This is a genomic window from Bacillus sp. 9.4, from assembly GCF_055486415.1.
The window spans coordinates 216,286-234,721 of sequence record NZ_JBVFMU010000004.1 but is presented as its reverse complement, the minus strand read 5'-3'; the positions used below and the strand labels follow the sequence as shown (position 1 = coordinate 234,721).

The window sequence follows — 18,436 nt, the reverse complement described above, 5'->3', positions numbered from 1 at the left end:
TAAGGAAGCGCCTTTTGATCATGCGATTATTCAGCGGCCTGAATAAATACACCCTTCTCATGAGAAAACTCTTTGAATCCGTATACCCCATGATAGGAGCCGATTCCGCTTGTGTTGACGCCGCCGAATGGCAGGTTGACGTCACTGAAATGGACGACGACATCATTGATGGCGGCATTTCCTGATGTCGTGTGCTGTAGGACGTTGTCAATCAGGTCTTGGTTTTTGCTGAACACATAAAGTGCAAGCGGTTTATCGCGGTCATTTACGTAATCGATGACCTCGTCGATGTCTTCATAGTTCATCATTGGCAGAATCGGTGCGAAGATTTCCTCCTGCATGATTTTCATGTCAGGCGTGACGTTTTTCAAAACGGTTGGCGAGATCGTGCGGTCGCTGGCATCAAATACGCCGCCGAACACCACTTCCGCCCCTTTTTCGATGGCATCGTCGAACAGATCTTTGACGCGGTTGAAGTTGCGGTCATTGACGATCTGCGTAAATTTGCTGCGGTCTGGGGTATGATCATCCTCCATAAATCCAGCGTTGACGACTGTTTGTAAAATCCCCGCGAACCTGTCCTGAACGTCTTTTTTAATGAACAGGTAATCAGGTGCGATGCAGGTTTGGCCGGCGTTTACGAATTTCCCGATGGCGATCTTTTTCGCTGCGTCCATCAGATCGTATTCACTGTCAATAATCGTCGGGCTCTTGCCGCCAAGCTCAAGTGTGACAGATGCCAAGTGTTTGGCAGCCGCTGTCATGACGATTTTCCCGACATTTGTGCTTCCAGTGAAGAAAATATGGTCGAACGGCTGATCAAGTAGTTCGGTTGCCACCTCAACCTCTCCTTCAAAAATCGCGACTTCTTTTTCATCAAAAGCGTCTCTTATCACTTTAGCGGCAATGTTGCTCGTGTTCATCGTGAAATCGGACAGCTTCACAATCGCGCTGTTTCCGGCTGCGAGAGAAGCGGCAAGCGGCGCCATCGTCAGCATAAACGGATAGTTCCACGGGCCGAGGATGAGTGTGACGCCTTTAGGCTCGTACATAAGAATTCCGTTTGCGTCAGGGCTTAACGATGAACCGACTTCTTTAGGCGCCATCCATTGTTCCAGGTTATTCATATTATCTCTAATCGCTTTTTTTGTTCCTTCGATTTCCGCTTTTTTGACTTCGTGATATGGTTTGCGGACGTCTTTGCGGATCGCTTCGATGATTTCTTCTTCATGGGCGATGACGGAATCTAAAAAGCGTTGAAGCTTTTCTCTCCGCTGTTCCGCTGTTGAAGCGCGCAAGGCTTTTTGCTGTTTTTTCTGAAGCTGAAAGACACGCCGGATGTCGTCCTTTACTTGTTGTTCCATTGTAAAATCCCCCTCATTTGCTTTCTTCTTTTCTCGGACCTATTATAAGGTGGTACCTTTTCTGTAAGAAAGACAACGGTGAACCATCTATACGTTACCGTACATATATCGAACATTTGTCTAATGATTGGGGGTGTCTTTTGTGCCGGAATCTGCCGAAGCTCAAGTGAAAGAGGCGCTGCTGGCTTTATTGAAAGAAAGAGATATTCAACACATCACAATGAAAGAAATCGCTGAGAAGGCCAAAGTGAGCCGCGGATCGCTCTACCTTTATTATGAGGATAAGTTTTCAATCATTGAGGATTTAATCGAAGACATGAAGGAAGGGCTGGGCAAAGCGCTTTTTGACGCCTTCAGTCATATGGATATCCTCCATTTGAACAAAAAACGGCAAACGGTGCATCCGACGCTATCCTTTGTTCATGAGCATCGATCCTTTTTTTCTGTGATGATGAACAGAGGGCATTTCCATCGTTTTTTTAAGGATGTGTTTCAGCAGGATGTTCTGCTGACTCCGGTCCATGTGAATTTGACGCCGATCGAACGGGAAATTTACGGACATTACCGGGCCTTGTACACGTACGCGATTATCCTGTATTGGCTGAATGAGGATGCGGCCGCGACTCCGGAAGCTATCAGCCAAAAGGTATGGGAGCTTGTTTCTCAAAAGAGATTTTATTGGCTGTTTGGACAAGCTGTGCCAGGAGAGCGAGAGAAGAACAAGCAAATCGACAGGCGTGTGGTTCGAACGAGAGAGGCGCTCCAGAAGGCATTTCTGGACGTGCTGGCGGAGAAAAAAGACTACGCAGCCATCACGATTTCGGATATTACCCGGAAAAGCAATATCCGCCGTGCAACCTTTTATGATCACTATGCCAATAAGGAGGAATTGCTCCAAACCCTGATACAGCGATCATGTGCGGAGATCATTGATCACCTGACGATTGCCTCCAGCCCGAATGAATTTTCCTTAAAGGAAGCGGAGAAGGCGCTCGCCAGTCTGCTTTCTGCTTTGTCAAACATGCCCATTGTCCATTTTCTCAATCGGGAATGGGGTGTTCCTCATGTGATACCTGATATGTTTAAAGCGCTGGAATCGTTTTATCTGCATCAGCAAACTGATATTCACGCAGAGAAAAAGCTTTATGCCCATTATGTATCCGCAATGATTATTGGGTTGCTTTTGTATCGGCTGGATGAAGGAAAGGCGCATCCGCCTGAAGTGCTGGTGAGGGAATTTTTGCAGTTTTTGGATGTAAAAAAGTATAAGGTTGTATTGCTTTGAAAGACAAAAAGAGAGGGACATCCCCTCTCTTATTTCGTTTCTTCCTTCCATTTCTCATCAATCAGCATCTTCCCAGGCCATGTGTACGCCATGATGCCGCCGTCTGCGGTGATGTCCTCTCCTGTGACGTATGAGCTGTCGTCTGACGCGAGGAACAGTGCCACTGTTGCCATTTCCTTCGGCTGGCCGAGACGGCCGAGCGGCGTGATCCATTTGTTGGCTTCGCGGAATTGTTCGCCCATTTCCTGTTCTTTTGTGCCTGCCAGTTTATCAATCAGCGGTGTTTCGATCGTGCCCGGTGAGATAGAATTGACGCGGATGCCGTTTCGTGCATAGTCGATTGCCATTGCCTTTGTCAGGTTGGTGATGCCGCCTTTTGCTGCGTTGTAGCCGGAGCGGTCAAGGTCCGCGGCACGGCCTGACATGGAGGAGGTGTTGATGATGGAGCCTCCATTTTCGAGCATGAGCGGAATCAGATATTTGCTGCAAAGGAACGTGCCGCGCAGGTCGACGGCGATAATGCGGTCAAACAGGTCAACCGGATATTCATGCACCTTTCCGCCCTCCTGATCAACGCCGGCATTATTAAACAGTATATCAATCGTTCCGCATGCATCCTTGATTTGATCAGCAAAAGCTTTCACACTGTTTTCATTTGACACATCGAGGTGAAAGGATTCGGCCTGTCCTCCGTTTTTTCTGATTGCGTCCACTGTTTCTTCCATTTGATCTGTATTGATATCTCCGATGATCACGCGCGCGCCTTCATTGGCAAAAACCTCTGCCGTCGCTTGACCAATGCCGGTCGCGGCGCCTGTGATCACTGCTGTTTTGTTTTCAAGTCTTCCCATGATACGAGACCTCCTTTTTCTATTTGTCTTCCCGCTATGTGCAGTGATAAACATGCGAGAAAAGAAAGGCCAGCATATGTTAAGATGAATTAGAAATTGTTGGGAGGTTTGTATGTTTGAAGGTACAGCATAAGAAGGAGCTCAAGTTTTATTGCTTCATTACCATTCCATCTGCATTTGTTGTGCTGACTGTCATCTCTTTTTTATTGCAAGAGATTACGTTTCCGGTGACTGCAAGCGCATTTCTGAATGCTTCATGGCATAATCTATTGTTTTTAATACCGTTCGGTTTGTTTTTCTACCCGGTGCATATATGGATGAAGCGGGAGTTTGGCCGCTGGAATGACACAGAAAAAAAGAGAGGATGATGAAGCCTCTCTTTTTTATGAGAATGAGTGAGAAAAAGAGTGAAAACAAATCCAACTAATGTTAAATTTACATATATATGCATCTATCAATCTAATTGACAATTGTCATCTTATGTGATAAATAGATGCTGAAAAGGGTTTACATAATGGTAAAGGAGCGATCAAGAGTGGCGAAAAAAGAGTTTAAAGCAGAGTCTAAACGCTTGCTGGATATGATGATTAACTCCATTTATACCCAAAAAGAAATTTTCCTGCGCGAGTTAATCTCCAATTCGAGTGATGCGATTGACAAAATCTATTACAAAGCGCTTACGGACGATGCGCTTACGTTTGATAAAGACAGTTACTACATAAAGGTCGCAGCTGACAAAGATGCGAGAACATTAACCATCTCTGATACGGGGATCGGAATGACAAAGGATGAGCTTGAACAGCATCTTGGAACAATTGCAAAAAGCGGTTCCCTCGCGTTTAAAAAGGAAAACGAGCTGAAAGACGGACATGACATTATCGGGCAGTTCGGTGTCGGTTTTTACGCGGCATTTATGGTTGCCGATGTCGTGACAGTCATCAGTAAAGCGCTTGGCAGCGAAGAAGCTTATAAATGGGAGTCTGCGGGTGCAGACGGCTATACAATTGAACCGTGTGAAAAGGATTCTGTCGGTACAGACATTATCCTGAAAATCAAAGAGAACACAGAAGATGACAGCTATGATGAGTTTTTAGAGGAATATCGTTTAAAAGCGATCATCAAGAAGTACTCCGACTTCATTCGCTACCCGATCAAAATGGATACAACCATTAATAAGCCGAAGGAAGGCAGCGAAAATGAATTTGAAGAGGTGCAGGAAGAGCAGACGGTCAACAGCATGGTGCCGATCTGGAGAAAAAACAAAAGCGAGCTGACAGATGAGGATTATGAAAAATTCTATGCTGAAAAGCATTACGGGTTTGATAAACCGCTGACACACGTTCATATCAGTGTGGATGGAGCCGTTCGCTACAACGCAATTCTATTCGTCCCTGAAAACATGCCGTTTGACTACTATTCCAAGGAATATGAGAAAGGCTTGGAGCTGTATTCCAATGGCGTGCTGATCATGAATAAGTGCGCAGACCTGCTACCGGACCACTTCAGCTTTGTGAAGGGCATGGTCGATTCTGAGGATCTGTCGCTGAATATTTCCAGAGAAATGCTGCAGCATGACCGCCAGCTGAAGCTGATCGCGAAAAACATCAGCAAGAAAATCAAAAGCGAGCTGCAAAGCCTGTTGAAAAAAGACCGCGAGAAATACGAGACGTTCTACAAGTCGTTCGGCAGACAGCTGAAATTCGGCGTGTACAATGATTTTGGCGCGAATAAGGATCAATTGAAGGATCTCCTATTATTCTACTCTTCAAAAGAGAAAAAACTGGTCAGCTTAGACGAGTATGTTTCCAGAATGCCAGAGGAGCAGAAATACATTTATTACGCGACCGGTGATTCTTACGACCGCATTGAGAAACTGCCGCAAACGGAAATGGTGGCGGACAAAGGCTATGAAATCCTCTACTTTACTGAGGACATCGATGAGTTTGCAATTAAAATGCTGGCTTCTTATCAGGAAAAAGAATTCAAGTCCGTATCAAGCGGAGACCTTGGCATAGACACGGATGAGGATCAAAAGCAGTCCGAGGAAGAGGAAAGCAAGTATAAGGATCTGTTTGAGGAAATGAAAAACATTCTGTCAGACAAAGTGAAAAACGTCAGAATCTCAAAACGGCTTAAATCACATCCAGTCTGCCTTGCTGCTGACGGCGAAGTGACAATTGAGATGGAAAAAATCTTAAACGCGATGCCTGACAGCCAAAATGTGAAGGCGGAAAAAGTGCTGGAAATCAACCCGAATCACGAGGTATTCCAAACGCTGCAGGACGCGTTTGAACAAGATAAAGAGAAGCTGAGCCTGTACACAAACCTTCTGTACAATCAGGCGCTTCTCATCGAAGGCCTGCCGATTCAGGACCCTGTGGAATTTACGAACAATATTTGCAAGGTCATGGTGTAAACAGAAAAAGGAATCGTCCCATAAGGAGACGATTCCTTTTTTTATAATGTACGCTCATTCAGCACTTGGTTTTGGGTGCTTTTCTTCTTTTTAAACCGGTTTTTCAGGCTTGCTTCAATTTCCTCCAAGCTTTTCCCTTTGGTTTCCGGTACCATGTAGAACGCGAAGAAAAATGAGAGAAGACAAATGACTGAGAAAACCATAAAGACCCATGCGATGCCCATCGCGCTTAGCATCAGCGGGAAGACAAGCGACACGATCAGGTTAGCTGCCGATAACACCAAAGTCGTGAACCCTGTCGCGGCTCCGCGTGCTTTGGACGGGAAGAGCTCAGGCATGAGCACCCACACTACCGGACCCCATGTCGCCTGGTAAAAGACGATATAGACACCTAGAAAGACTACTGTCATCCACGCTGTTGATGCGGAAAGTCCGAGCGTTAGGAGCACGCCTGATAAAGCAGCAAGGCTCAGTGTGATGCCGACACTTCCCCAGATCAGAAGTTTTTTGCGGCCGACACGGTCAATTAAGATCATGGCAGTGATACACATGATGACGTTGAGGATGCCGATCCCCATTGTGCCGAGTGCCGAAGCTGATGTGCCAAGACCGGCCTTCGTAAAAATGGTTGGCGCGTAGTAGATGACCGTGTTAATGCCGACCGCCTGCTGGAAAATGGCAAGGCCGACGCCAATCAGAAGCATGGGGCGAATCCATTTGGCTTTCAGCACGCCGAGTGTCGTTTCTTTTTTCTCCGCTTCCCCTTGCTTCATCTCTGCCAATTCCATTTCGATGTCTTTGGGATCATGAGTGATGTTCATGATGCGTCTCGCTTCTTCTTCACGGCCGCGCTTCACGAGCCATCTTGGCGATTCCGGCATGAACGCGATGCCGATTAATAGAAGCACGGCAGGCACTGCGGCCAGACCGACCATCCAGCGCCACGCTTCAAACGGTGTGAACAGGTAGTTAACGATATAGGCGAGCAAAATCCCGGTGACAATCATTAAGTTGTTCATTGTGCCGAGTGTCCCGCGAATTTTCGTCGGTGCCATTTCGGAAAGATACACGGGCACAAGTGCCGTTGAACCGCCGACGGCCAACCCGAGTATCACCCTAGATGCAATCAGCATGCCGATTGTTTGAGAAAATGCGCAAGCGAGCGCACCGATAATAAAAATGATGGAAAGGACAAATACAACCTTTCTCCTGCCCCAGCGGTCTGAGCATGTGCCGCTCAAGGCAGAACCGAAAATCGCGCCAAGGAGCAGCATGCTGACAACCAATCCTTCTGTCAATGTCGTTAAAGGAATATCGTTATTGATAAACAGGAGTGCTCCGGAGATAACGCCTGTATCGTAACCATATAGCAGTCCCCCTAAAGCGCCGAAAAAGTAGATCATATATTTCCTTGTGTCTTTCTTCACAAATGTCTCCTCCTCAGTTGTTGAGCCAATGAGTATCTAAAATGTATAACAAAGTTAATAGATTAGTACCCATTTCCTATCTCATTTGAAACATTTGTTTTGAACAAACGAAAACATTAAAGCCAAAATGCTGGGTATTGGCGATTTTTGCGTAAGTTATTAATAATGAGAGCGATGATCACGATGATGACAGATCCAATGAGGACGGGAAATACTAAATAACTCCAAGCATATGCCCCTTGAATGACAACAATCGGGTCGGCGCCGGCAGGAGGATGAGTGGTTTTGGTCAGCATCATCAAGCAAATAGCAAGCCCTGTCCCCAATGCAAAGGTCCATGGGTGGGCGCCGAATATGTGAAGGACAACAATCCCAGTAAGAGCGGAAATAAAATGGCCGCCAATCAAATTCCTTGGCTGTGATAATGGAGCATTCCAAGCGCTGAATACGAGCACACAGCTCGCTCCAAAAGGCGCCATTAACCATAAGCTTGATGTATAAGCGGTCAACGAAGCCAGTGTCAATATGGTAATAAATCCTCCGATAAGCCCTGTAACAGCATCTTTGCCGTTCACCTGCAAGGGTGTTTTTCCATTTCCTTTCATTTTAAAAAAGAAGTTGTTTTCCAAATTTATCCCTCCAGTATGTATAGAATAATAGTTAAAAACTAACCTGTCAATTTTATTTTTAGAGGTTAGTTTTTTGAGTCAATAAAAAAACCGTTCGCTGGGGAACGGATTCTTACTCATGATTCATTTTTTTCTGATGGCGTGAAACCTTATGCCTGTTGCCGCATATCTTCATGGAGCACCATTTTCGCCTTCCTGTTTTATCAAGAAAAAGCAAAATGCACTTTTCGTTTGCGCACCGTTTCAGCTGTTGAATTTCTTTTGTATGAATCAGCCACAACGCATCGTAAGCGATAAGCGATAAAATGGAATCATCTGGTTTTCCATTCGGGATGCGGGCTAGTTTGCCATCTATGATTTGATAAGAAAAGGGAGCGGCGGCGATTTGATCTTGCAGGAAAGAGATAAAAGCTTGAGAGGGTTCACTGCCTTCGACGATACGCTCAAAGTGTTTTCTCAGCTCAGCCCGGAATTGATGAATCCGCTGCAATTGTCCTCGGACTTCCTGTAGCGTCAAAGAATTGAGAAAAGGAGCAGTTTCTCCCATTATTTCAAACCATGCCATCAGATCTTTTTCTGACTGGATGAGATCGTGCCGTTTATCATAGCTTACAATTTCAGTATTCACGAGATCGAGAGAAAGGTTTTGTGTGATAAGAGGGAATTGAGCATTTGCCATTGTGATCATTCCTTTCAAAATCATTGTAAGCGCCAAAACCTTTTTGACGCAAGGATATGAGTAAAAGGAGGTTTTGCATGTTATCTCTCAGGCGGTCTGCTGATTAAAGGGGAGATGATTCTTCCTGTCTACTGGAAAACCATTATAAAAAACCTTACCCGCGCGGAGTAAGGTTTTGATTAAGACATTTTTATTCTTCTGCTTCGTTGACGAAAACCAAGGCGGAGAAGCCTTTTTTCTTATCAAATTGCAATTCAACGACGGTAACGTCCGGATTGAAGTTGTGGTATTCCTCTAAGAACTGAATAATGCCTTCTGAAATGTCATCTGACATAAGCTGCTTGTGGTGCAGGCCAAATGTGGCTTCAGCGAAGAACCCTGTACGCTTGTTGTACGATAGTTCTTTTACTTCAACGTCTTCAGGGTAGATATCTTCTTCATTGGAAATATACACGCAAATTCCGTCTACAATTTCTTGCTCATTTAATATTAATCTCATTGCCTAAAATCTCCTTCTGTACGTCTTCGGTGCTTTAAATGCGCGAATCAACGCGATGACAATGATTAAAATAATGATCAAAGCAATGATATCAACGATCCAGGCAATGGGTGAAGCGCCATACGAAACATAGCCTGGGCCTCCGACTGGATGATAGGTGTAACCCCATGGGTGCATCATGCTGATCATGAACATACCCATTGTAAATCCGCTATAATATCCAAACCATCCTGATGGCGCGAAACCTGCGTGATAGTAATGATTGACTGAAACATAACGTCCGCCAACATAAGCTTTAGACGTTTTTCCGCTGTATGTCTTTCCGGTTACTTTTGATGTAGCGCCGGAAAAGGTCCCTGACGATTTTTTAGAGCTTGATGAGCTTGCCTTTTCCGAAGGCTTCTTTTTAAGCGAAATCGATGATGATGAATCGTCAGACGTCTTAGATTTCTTGCTAGAAGAGCTTGCTCCTGAGCTGTAGCTTGATTTCGGGCTTGATTTATAGCTTCCGCTGTATGACGAGCTTGAACTCCGGCTGCTGTAACTAGATGATGAGCGGCCGCTAAAGCTTTTTGCATGAGAAATCGTTGATGGCAGCAGTACACCTAAAGCAACAATTACTGCGACTAAGGCTTTTACATATTTAAGTTTCATTCTGTTTCCTCCATAGACCATCGAAACGGTCCGCTATTCTGACCAGCAAATAAAAGAAGCTGGGTCAGCTTTATTTCATATGAGCTGGATGATATGAACGTTTCATACTTTTGCTTTCTCAATCACTTTCTTTCTGAGATAAACTACCTTTATTTTATCGGATTTATGGCTCATTTTGTAAGGTTTTGCTTCAAAATCAGTTATTTAGGAATTTATCGCACAAAAAAACAGCCTTCTCCATTGGAGAAGGCTGTTTTCTTCTTATGCGAACAGCTTATCAATAAATGAAATATCCTCTTGAGAAAGCGTCACGTCGGCTGTTTTGATGTTATCAATCAGCTGATCGGCACGTTTTGCTCCCGGGATTAAAATATCAATTTCCGGTCTTGCTAAATACCAGGCCAATACGATGTGAGGGATATCCACGTTGTGTTTTTCGGCAATCGGCGCAAGCTTGTTGACCTTTCTGATATTTTCTTTGAAACGCTCGCCCTTGAAGTGTTCCTGTTCGTTTCGCAGGTCGCCTTCTGGGAACGTTGTATCTTCTGTATACTTTCCTGCCAATAAACCTGATACGAGAGGGAAGTAAGGGATAAATGAAATATTATGCTCCTTCGTATACGGGAAGAATGTGTTTTCCGCTTCACGGTTTAACAGGTTGTATTCGCCTTGCAATACATCTACCAAACCGTCTTTGTTTGCTTCTTTCAATTGCTCTAAAGAGAAGTTGGATACACCGATGGAACGGATTTTTCCGGCTTTCTTCATCTCATTCAGCGCGTTAACGGCTTCATCCTTAGGCGTATGTTCGTCAGGGAAGTGAATGTAGAACAAATCGATATAATCGGTATTCAAGCGCTTCAGGCTTTCATCAACTGATTTTTTAAGAAATTCTGGTGAATTATCAAAGACAAAGTCATTGCCTTGTTTTCTGTGAGCGGCTTTTGTCGCGATGACAACATCTTCACGGTTGAATTCACGCAGCACTTCACCAATTAATTCTTCGGAACGGCCGATCCCGTAAATATAAGCGGTGTCTAACATTGTCACGCCATTACGGATCGCCTCGCGCACCAATTCTTTTCCGGTTTCTTCATTTAGGTTCGGGTAGAGGTTATGTCCTCCGACAGCATTTGTTCCTAATCCGATAGGGAATACCTGCAAGTCTGATTTTCCGAGCTTCGCTTTTTTCATGATCTGCCTCCTAGAATAAAATGGATGATAGACTCTCAACACTATTGTAAACGTTAGGCCAGATGAATGCCGATTTGATGCTCATTGCAGTACTGCGTGTACTCGTCGTCTAATGGCTGAGAGGTCACAATGCAATGCAGCCTGTCAAACGGTGCATACGTCAGAAGCGTTGATTTTCCGAATTTAGAATGGTCAGCCAATAGATACACTTCTTTTGCTTTTTCCGAAATCCTCTTTTTAATTTCATACTCCAGCAGATCCGAGTTGGTCAATCCGTGAGTCAGCGTCGTTCCGGTAGCGGACATAAAGGCTTTGTTGATATTGTACTTATCAAGCATAGCCGGGTCGTCCATGCCGACAAAGGAGCGGGTTTTTCTCTTATAGTTGTTTCCGATAATGATTAAGTTGATATTCTTCAAAGCTGACGCCGCATTGATAATGTCTAAACTGTTGGTTAAGATGGTGACATTTTTGGCTGGATCAAGCGTATCGAGAATAGACTTTGTTGTCGTTCCTGAATCAATGAAGATCAAATCGTGATCTTCAATAAAACGGGAAGCATAATGGGCAATTTTTGTTTTTTCATCTTGGTGCTGAATGGTGCGATTCTCAAAAGGAACTAATGCGGTTTTTTCAATAGATGTTACGCCGCCGTATACTTTTTCAATCGCACCCTTTTCTGTTAGCTTGTTGATATCACGTCTGACTGTGTTTTTGGAGACATTGAACACCTGGCACAGCTCATCTAAGGAAACAGTGCCATGCGATAAAATGTACTCCTCCATTTCCTGAATCCGCATCAGTTTCATATTAAAAACTCCTTCTTGAATCTTTACGTAACATAAATATATAATAAAAACCAAAAGTTAATCAATAGTTGCTTAAAAAATGATAACATCGGTGTATATCTTTTGCAAGATTCGACGGGCTTCTCTTACCTCTCTTAATTGATTAAAAGATTAATATAATAAAAATAATGAAAAAATTTAGTGTTTATGATTGACTTATGGGTATTATGCGATTAGAATATAACCAAGAAATGACCAAAAAGTAACCTGTTGTGCATGAAATGGTTGCTTGTATGTAAATATGCATCCGCCATTTATTTTTTTGGTTTTTTTGAAAGCGTTTAATTCTTGGCTTGCTGAAAAGTGGATATTGATATGAATCTATCCTGAACCATCCATACAAGTGTATGTGTTTACTAATGAAGGAGGCAATAAGAATGGCAGAAATCAGAAAATTAAAAAACTACATCAACGGTGAATGGGTTGAAAGCAAAACAGATCAATATGAAGATGTCGTCAATCCGGCGACGAAAGAAGTACTATGCCAAGTGCCGATTTCTACAAAAGAGGATATTGATTACGCAGCGCAAACGGCGGCTGAAGCATTTAAAACATGGTCAAAGGTGGCGGTTCCGCGCCGTGCCAGAATTCTATTTAACTTTCAGCAGCTGCTGTCCCAGCATAGAGAAGAACTTGCTCATCTAATTACAATTGAAAACGGAAAAAACACGAAAGAAGCTTTAGGTGAAGTGGGACGCGGGATTGAAAACGTAGAGTTCGCCGCTGGAGCACCTTCCCTGATGATGGGTGACTCACTTGCTACCATCGCAACAGACGTTGAAGCTGCCAACTACCGTTACCCAATCGGAGTTGTCGGCGGAATCGCGCCATTCAACTTCCCGATGATGGTTCCTTGCTGGATGTTCCCGATGGCGATCGCGCTCGGCAACACATTTATTTTAAAGCCATCTGAGCGGACTCCGCTGTTAACAGAGAAATTGGTTGAGCTTTTTGAAAAAGCGGGCCTTCCGAAAGGGGTATTCAACGTCGTATACGGTGCGCATGACGTTGTGAACGGCATCCTTGAGCATCCCGAAATTAAAGCAATTTCATTTGTAGGCTCCAAGCCAGTAGGCGAATACGTCTACAAAAAAGGAAGCGAAAACTTAAAACGCGTTCAATCTCTGACTGGCGCGAAAAACCATACGATTGTCTTGAACGATGCGAATCTTGAAGACACGGTCACAAACATCGTCGGAGCTGCCTTCGGTTCTGCCGGTGAACGCTGCATGGCTTGTGCGGTTGTGACAGTTGAAGAAGGAATCGCCGATGAATTTATGGCGAGGCTGCAGGAAAAAGTGGCGGACATTAAAATCGGTAACGGCCTTGATGACGGCGTGTTCTTAGGACCAGTGATTCGCGAAGACAACAAGAAGCGCACGCTCAGCTATATCGAAAAAGGTCTTGAAGAGGGTGCCAGACTCGTATGTGACGGACGTGAAAATGTGTCTGACGACGGCTACTTTGTCGGCCCGACGATCTTTGACAATGTCACAACAGAGATGACGATCTGGAAAGATGAAATTTTCGCTCCGGTCTTATCTGTCATTCGTGTGAAAAACCTGAAAGAAGCGATTGAAATCGCCAATAAGTCTGAGTTTGCGAACGGCGCCTGCTTGTTCACATCCAACTCAAACGCAATCCGCTACTTCCGTGAAAACATTGATGCGGGAATGCTAGGCATCAACCTTGGTGTGCCGGCTCCAATGGCGTTCTTCCCATTCTCAGGCTGGAAATCTTCATTCTTTGGAACGCTGCATGCGAACGGAAAAGACAGCGTCGACTTCTATACACGTAAAAAAGTGGTAACGGCAAGATATCCGGCACCTGATTTCAACTAAACGACGAACAGCCGAACGGCGTCCATGTGCGCTGTTCGGACTCATTCTGCCAATAGAAAGAGGAGGGCTTCTCTATGAGTTATTTGTTGCGTAAGCCGCAGTCGCATGAAGTGTCTAATGGGGTCAAACTCGTGCACGAAGTAACGACATCCAACTCTGATCTCACTTATGTAGAGTTTAAAGTGTTAGATCTTGCATCAGGTTCAAGCTATACAGAAGAATTGAAAAAACAAGAAATCTGTATTGTGGCGGTAACGGGAAAAATTACAGTGACAGATCATGAGTCGACTTTTGAGAATATCGGCACGCGTGAAAGCGTATTTGAACGAAAACCGACAGACAGCGTCTATATATCAAATGACCGTGCATTTGAGATCACAGCGGTCAGCAACGCAAGAGTGGCGCTTTGCTATTCTCCATCGGAAAAGCAGCTTCCGACAAAGCTGATCAAAGCGGAAGACAACGGAATTGAACATCGCGGGCAATTTTCAAACAAACGTACTGTTCATAACATTCTTCCGGATTCAGACCCTTCAGCTAACAGTCTATTAGTAGTTGAAGTCTATACAGACAGCGGCAACTGGTCCAGCTACCCGCCTCACAAACATGATCAAGACAACTTGCCGGAAGAATCTTTCTTAGAAGAAACGTACTACCATGAGTTAGACCCGGGACAGGGCTTTGTATTTCAGCGCGTATACACAGATGACCGTTCTATTGACGAGACAATGACTGTGGAAAATGAAAACGTTGTCATCGTTCCTGCGGGATACCACCCGGTAGGCGTTCCGGACGGATACACATCCTACTATTTAAATGTCATGGCAGGGCCGACGCGAAAATGGAAGTTTCATAACGACCCGGCGCATGAGTGGATTTTAGAACGCTAACAAGTGAGGAGTGGCTGTTTACGATGAAGTATACATTCAATGAAGAGAAGGCTTTTGACATTATTGCCATCGGCCGGGCATGTATTGACCTGAACGCAGTCGAATACAACCGCCCAATGGAAGAGACGATGACATTTTCCAAATACGTCGGCGGTTCACCTGCGAATATCGCGATCGGCAGCGCGAAGCTTGGCTTAAAAGCGGGCTTCATCGGCAAAATTCCGGATGACCAGCATGGAAGATTCATAGAGTCCTATATGAGAAAGACCGGCGTTGATACAACACAGATGGTTGTTGATCAAGATGGACACAAAGCAGGCCTTGCATTTACAGAAATCCTCAGCCCTGAAGAATGCAGCATTTTAATGTATCGCGATGATGTGGCGGATCTTTATCTTGAGCCTTCAGAGGTAAGCGAGGACTATATCGCAAATGCGAAAATGCTGCTTGTTTCCGGGACAGCGCTCGCCAAAAGCCCGTCACGGGAAGCGGTATTAAAAGCTGTTCAATACGCGAAGAAGCATCAGGTTAAAGTGGTGTTCGAACTGGATTACCGCCCGTATACGTGGCAGTCATCAGATGAAACAGCCGTTTATTATTCTTTGGTTGCCGAGCAGTCTGATATCGTCATCGGCACACGCGATGAATTTGATGTGATGGAAAACCGCACAGGCGGAAGCAATGAAGAATCCGTCAATCATTTATTTGGCCATTCAGCCGACCTCGTTGTCATCAAACACGGCGTCGAAGGCTCTTACGCATACAGCAAATCCGGCGAGGTATTCCGCGCTCAAGCGTACAAGACAAAAGTGCTGAAAACCTTTGGAGCCGGTGACTCCTATGCGTCAGCCTTTATCTATGGCCTTGTCAGCGGAAAAGACATTGAAACGGCATTGAAATACGGCAGTGCTTCCGCTTCCATTGTGGTGAGCAAGCACAGTTCGTCAGAAGCGATGCCGACTGCGGAAGAAATCGTACAGCTTATTGAAGCACAGTCATAATTGAAAAAGATCGAGTAAAGGTGGGATCGTTTGTGGGTAAGAAAATTCGCTTAACAACAGCACAGGCGCTGATTAAATTCTTAAACCAGCAGTACATCCATGTTGATGGAAAGGAAGAGCCTTTTGTCGAAGGGATTTTCACGATTTTCGGTCATGGAAACGTATTAGGGATCGGGCAAGCGCTTGAGCAGGATGCAGGCCATTTGAAAGTCTATCAAGGGAAAAATGAACAAGGAATGGCGCATGCGGCCATGGCGTACAGCAAGCAAATGCTAAGAAGAAAAATATATGCGGTGTCTACATCCGTCGGACCGGGAGCGGCTAACTTGGTGGCGGCAGCCGGCACTGCATTGGCAAACAATATCCCAGTTCTCTTGATTCCGGCAGACACATTTGCGACAAGACAGCCAGACCCTGTACTGCAGCAAATGGAGCAAGAATACAGTGCGGCGATTACGACAAACGATGCATTGAAACCTGTATCGAGATACTGGGACCGCATTACGCGCCCTGAGCAGCTGATGAGCAGTTTGCTGCGCGCGTTTGAAGTCATGACTGATCCGGCAAAAGCAGGTCCGGCAACGATTTGTATTTCTCAGGATGTTGAAGGGGAAGCATACGATTTTGATGAAAGTTTCTTCGTCAAACGGGTTCACTATATTGATCGCATGCAGCCGAGCGAGCGCGAGCTTCAAGGTGCGGCGGAGCTGATTAAATCCAGCAAAAAACCTGTGATTCTCGTCGGCGGAGGCGCAAAATATTCCGGTGCGCGCGATGAATTGGTTGCCATTTCTGAAGCCTATAACATTCCATTAGTTGAAACGCAGGCAGGAAAGTCCACTGTTGAGGCAGATTTTGCGAACAACCTTGGCGGAATGGGCATCACAGGTACACTTGCGGCAAACAAAGCGGCCCGTCAAGCTGATTTGATTATCGGCATCGGCACAAGGTATACAGATTTTGCGACATCCTCTAAGACCGCTTTTGATTTTGATAAAGCGAAGTTTTTGAACATTAACGTCAGCCGAATGCAGGCGTATAAACTTGATGCATTCCAAGTGGTAGCGGATGCGAAAGTGACGCTTGGCAAACTGCATGGCTTGCTTGAAGGCTATGAGAGCGAGTTCGGCACAACGATTCGGGAGCTGAAGGACGAATGGCTAGCTGAACGCGAGCGTCTCAGCAAAGTGACGTTTAAGCGGGAAGCATTTGATCCGGAAATCAAAAATCATTTTTCTCAAGAGGTCCTGAATGAATATGCTGACGCGTTGAATACGGAGCTTCCGCAAACAACGGCATTGCTGACAATCAACGAGACGATTCCTGAAGACAGTGTCATCATCTGTTCAGCAGGCTCACTCCCAGGAGATTTGCAGCGTCTGTGGCATTCTAATGTTCCGAATACGTATCACCTGGAGTATGGGTATTCTTGCATGGGCTATGAAGTGTCCGGGACACTCGGTCTTAAACTGGCCCACCCTGACAGAGAAGTGTATTCAATCGTCGGAGACGGCAGCTTCCTGATGCTTCATTCTGAATTGATCACGGCGATTCAGTACAACAAGAAAATCAATGTGCTGCTCTTTGACAACTCAGGATTCGGATGCATCAACAACCTGCAAATGGATCATGGCAGCGGCAGCTACTATTGCGAGTTCCGCACAGATGACAACCAAATCCTGAATGTCGATTACGCAAAAGTCGCTGAGGGATACGGCGCGAAAACCTACCGCGCGAACACAGTAGAAGAATTAAAAGCGGCGTTAGAGGATGCGAAGAAACAGGATGTATCAACGTTAATAGAAATGAAAGTTCTGCCAAAAACAATGACGGACGGCTATGACAGCTGGTGGCATGTCGGGGTGGCAGAGGTATCTGAACAAGAAAGCGTTCAGAAAGCATACGAAGCAAAAGAGAAAAAGCTGGAATCTGCGAAGCAGTATTAGAGGGGAGGCACCATAGATGGGCAAAAATGAAATCCTGTGGGGAATCGCTCCCATTGGGTGGCGGAATGATGACATGCCTGAAATTGGAGCGGGAAATACACTTCAGCATTTGTTAAGTGATATCGTTGTCGCACGTTTTCAAGGCACGGAGGTCGGGGGCTTTTTCCCCGAACCTGCCATCCTGAACAAAGAGCTGAAGCTTCGGAACTTACGCATTGCAGGAAAATGGTTCAGCAGTTTTATTTTGCGTGACGGACTTGGTGAAGCGGCAAAGACATTTACCCTGCATTGTGAGTATTTGCAGCAAGTAAACGCTGATGTCGCAGTTGTCTCTGAACAAACGTACAGCGTGCAAAGCTTGGAGAAAAACGTGTTCACAGAGAAGCCGCACTTTACGGATGATGAATGGGAGCGGCTTTGCGAAGGGCTGAATCACCTTGGCGAAATTGCCGCTCAGCATGGCTTGAAGCTTGTCTATCATCATCATCTCGGCACTGGTGTCCAAACAGCGGAAGAAGTGGACCGCCTGATGGCAGGAACAGACCCTGCGCATGTACACCTCCTCTATGATACAGGCCATGCGTATATTTCTGACGGCGATTACATGGGGATGCTTGAGAAGCATATCGGCCGCATTAAGCATGTGCACTTTAAGGATGCCCGCCTGAATGTCATGGAACAATGCAGGCTCGAAGGACAATCGTTCCGGCAATCATTTTTAAAAGGCATGTTTACGGTTCCCGGTGACGGCTGCATTGACTTTAGAGAAGTATATCAGCTGCTGTTGAAGCACAGTTATTCCGGATGGATTGTCATTGAAGCTGAACAGGACCCCGATGTTGCAAACCCGCTGGAGTATGCATTGATTGCGAGAAACTATATTGATCAGCAGTTGTTGGATCTGGCTTAATG

At 45.3% G+C, this 18,436-nt stretch carries 17 protein-coding genes; 8 read left to right on the top strand and 9 right to left on the bottom strand.

From position 1 onward, the window contains the following. Nucleotides 1-26: 26 nt before the first annotated feature. Nucleotides 27-1,364, bottom strand: coding sequence for an aldehyde dehydrogenase family protein (locus ACZ07B_RS16965; protein WP_464877463.1), 1,338 nt, complete (start codon nucleotides 1,362-1,364; stop codon nucleotides 27-29). 142 nt (nucleotides 1,365-1,506) lie between these two features. Here ACZ07B_RS16965 and ACZ07B_RS16960 point away from each other — a divergent pair, with 142 nt between their 5' ends. Further along, on the top strand, nucleotides 1,507-2,649 hold the full coding sequence (locus tag ACZ07B_RS16960) for a TetR/AcrR family transcriptional regulator (protein WP_217019926.1): 1,143 nt from the start codon (nucleotides 1,507-1,509) through the stop codon (nucleotides 2,647-2,649). Between the two features lie 29 nt (nucleotides 2,650-2,678). On the opposite strand, the gene ACZ07B_RS16955 is transcribed toward ACZ07B_RS16960, so the two are convergent. Continuing rightward, entirely contained in the window at nucleotides 2,679-3,500 is an 822-nt protein-coding gene (locus ACZ07B_RS16955; RefSeq protein ID WP_217019928.1) for an SDR family oxidoreductase, read from the bottom strand. 116 nt (nucleotides 3,501-3,616) lie between these two features. Here ACZ07B_RS16955 and ACZ07B_RS16950 point away from each other — a divergent pair, with 116 nt between their 5' ends. Together ACZ07B_RS16950 and htpG are read left to right on the top strand one after the other, a co-directional pair. Then, nucleotides 3,617-3,868: a hypothetical protein gene (locus ACZ07B_RS16950; RefSeq protein ID WP_014481429.1), complete on the top strand. Its 252-nt coding sequence runs from the start codon at nucleotides 3,617-3,619 to the stop codon at nucleotides 3,866-3,868. 167 nt (nucleotides 3,869-4,035) lie between these two features. Further along, complete coding sequence (gene htpG, locus ACZ07B_RS16945; protein WP_021481039.1) at nucleotides 4,036-5,916, top strand: molecular chaperone HtpG; 1,881 nt, start codon at nucleotides 4,036-4,038, stop codon at nucleotides 5,914-5,916. A gap of 41 nt (nucleotides 5,917-5,957) precedes the next feature. Here htpG and ACZ07B_RS16940 read toward each other — a convergent pair whose 3' ends face one another. The 7 genes from ACZ07B_RS16940 to iolR all read right to left on the bottom strand — a co-directional run bounded on the left by ACZ07B_RS16940 (nucleotide 5,958) and on the right by iolR (nucleotide 11,807). Then, nucleotides 5,958-7,343: a sugar porter family MFS transporter gene (locus tag ACZ07B_RS16940; RefSeq protein WP_153255529.1), complete on the bottom strand. Its 1,386-nt coding sequence runs from the start codon at nucleotides 7,341-7,343 to the stop codon at nucleotides 5,958-5,960. Nucleotides 7,344-7,459: 116 nt separating this feature from the next. Next, a complete protein-coding gene (locus ACZ07B_RS16935) occupies nucleotides 7,460-7,948 on the bottom strand; it encodes an HPP family protein (RefSeq protein ID WP_254150304.1) in 489 nt (162 codons plus the stop codon). Between the two features lie 136 nt (nucleotides 7,949-8,084). Beyond that, complete coding sequence (locus ACZ07B_RS16930; RefSeq protein ID WP_217019932.1) at nucleotides 8,085-8,651, bottom strand: CGNR zinc finger domain-containing protein; 567 nt, start codon at nucleotides 8,649-8,651, stop codon at nucleotides 8,085-8,087. A gap of 190 nt (nucleotides 8,652-8,841) precedes the next feature. Next, nucleotides 8,842-9,150 carry a YxcD family protein gene (locus ACZ07B_RS16925; RefSeq protein WP_003227046.1) on the bottom strand — a complete coding sequence of 103 codons (309 nt, stop codon included), beginning with the start codon at nucleotides 9,148-9,150 and terminating at the stop codon, nucleotides 8,842-8,844. A 3-nt stretch (nucleotides 9,151-9,153) separates the two neighbouring features. Beyond that, nucleotides 9,154-9,804: a hypothetical protein gene (locus ACZ07B_RS16920; protein ID WP_130573070.1), complete on the bottom strand. Its 651-nt coding sequence runs from the start codon at nucleotides 9,802-9,804 to the stop codon at nucleotides 9,154-9,156. Nucleotides 9,805-10,065: 261 nt separating this feature from the next. Continuing rightward, a complete protein-coding gene (locus tag ACZ07B_RS16915) occupies nucleotides 10,066-10,998 on the bottom strand; it encodes an aldo/keto reductase (protein ID WP_063335873.1) in 933 nt (310 codons plus the stop codon). 53 nt (nucleotides 10,999-11,051) lie between these two features. Then, nucleotides 11,052-11,807: a myo-inositol utilization transcriptional regulator IolR gene (gene iolR / locus ACZ07B_RS16910; RefSeq protein WP_464877462.1), complete on the bottom strand. Its 756-nt coding sequence runs from the start codon at nucleotides 11,805-11,807 to the stop codon at nucleotides 11,052-11,054. A 416-nt stretch (nucleotides 11,808-12,223) separates the two neighbouring features. Here iolR and iolA point away from each other — a divergent pair, with 416 nt between their 5' ends. The 5 genes from iolA to iolE all read left to right on the top strand — a co-directional run bounded on the left by iolA (nucleotide 12,224) and on the right by iolE (nucleotide 18,434). Beyond that, nucleotides 12,224-13,687: a methylmalonate-semialdehyde dehydrogenase gene (gene iolA, locus ACZ07B_RS16905; protein ID WP_464877461.1), complete on the top strand. Its 1,464-nt coding sequence runs from the start codon at nucleotides 12,224-12,226 to the stop codon at nucleotides 13,685-13,687. 74 nt (nucleotides 13,688-13,761) lie between these two features. Then, nucleotides 13,762-14,577 (top strand): 5-deoxy-glucuronate isomerase, encoded by an 816-nt coding sequence (gene iolB / locus ACZ07B_RS16900; protein WP_021481031.1) that lies wholly within the window; start codon nucleotides 13,762-13,764, stop codon nucleotides 14,575-14,577. Between the two features lie 23 nt (nucleotides 14,578-14,600). Further along, nucleotides 14,601-15,578, top strand: coding sequence for a 5-dehydro-2-deoxygluconokinase (iolC, locus tag ACZ07B_RS16895; protein ID WP_014478485.1), 978 nt, complete (start codon nucleotides 14,601-14,603; stop codon nucleotides 15,576-15,578). A 32-nt stretch (nucleotides 15,579-15,610) separates the two neighbouring features. Next, nucleotides 15,611-17,524 carry a 3D-(3,5/4)-trihydroxycyclohexane-1,2-dione acylhydrolase (decyclizing) gene (iolD, locus tag ACZ07B_RS16890; RefSeq protein ID WP_003242642.1) on the top strand — a complete coding sequence of 638 codons (1,914 nt, stop codon included), beginning with the start codon at nucleotides 15,611-15,613 and terminating at the stop codon, nucleotides 17,522-17,524. 16 nt (nucleotides 17,525-17,540) lie between these two features. Beyond that, nucleotides 17,541-18,434, top strand: a complete 894-nt coding sequence (iolE, locus tag ACZ07B_RS16885; RefSeq protein ID WP_003227062.1) for a myo-inosose-2 dehydratase — start codon at nucleotides 17,541-17,543, stop codon at nucleotides 18,432-18,434. Nucleotides 18,435-18,436: the final 2 nt, after the last annotated feature.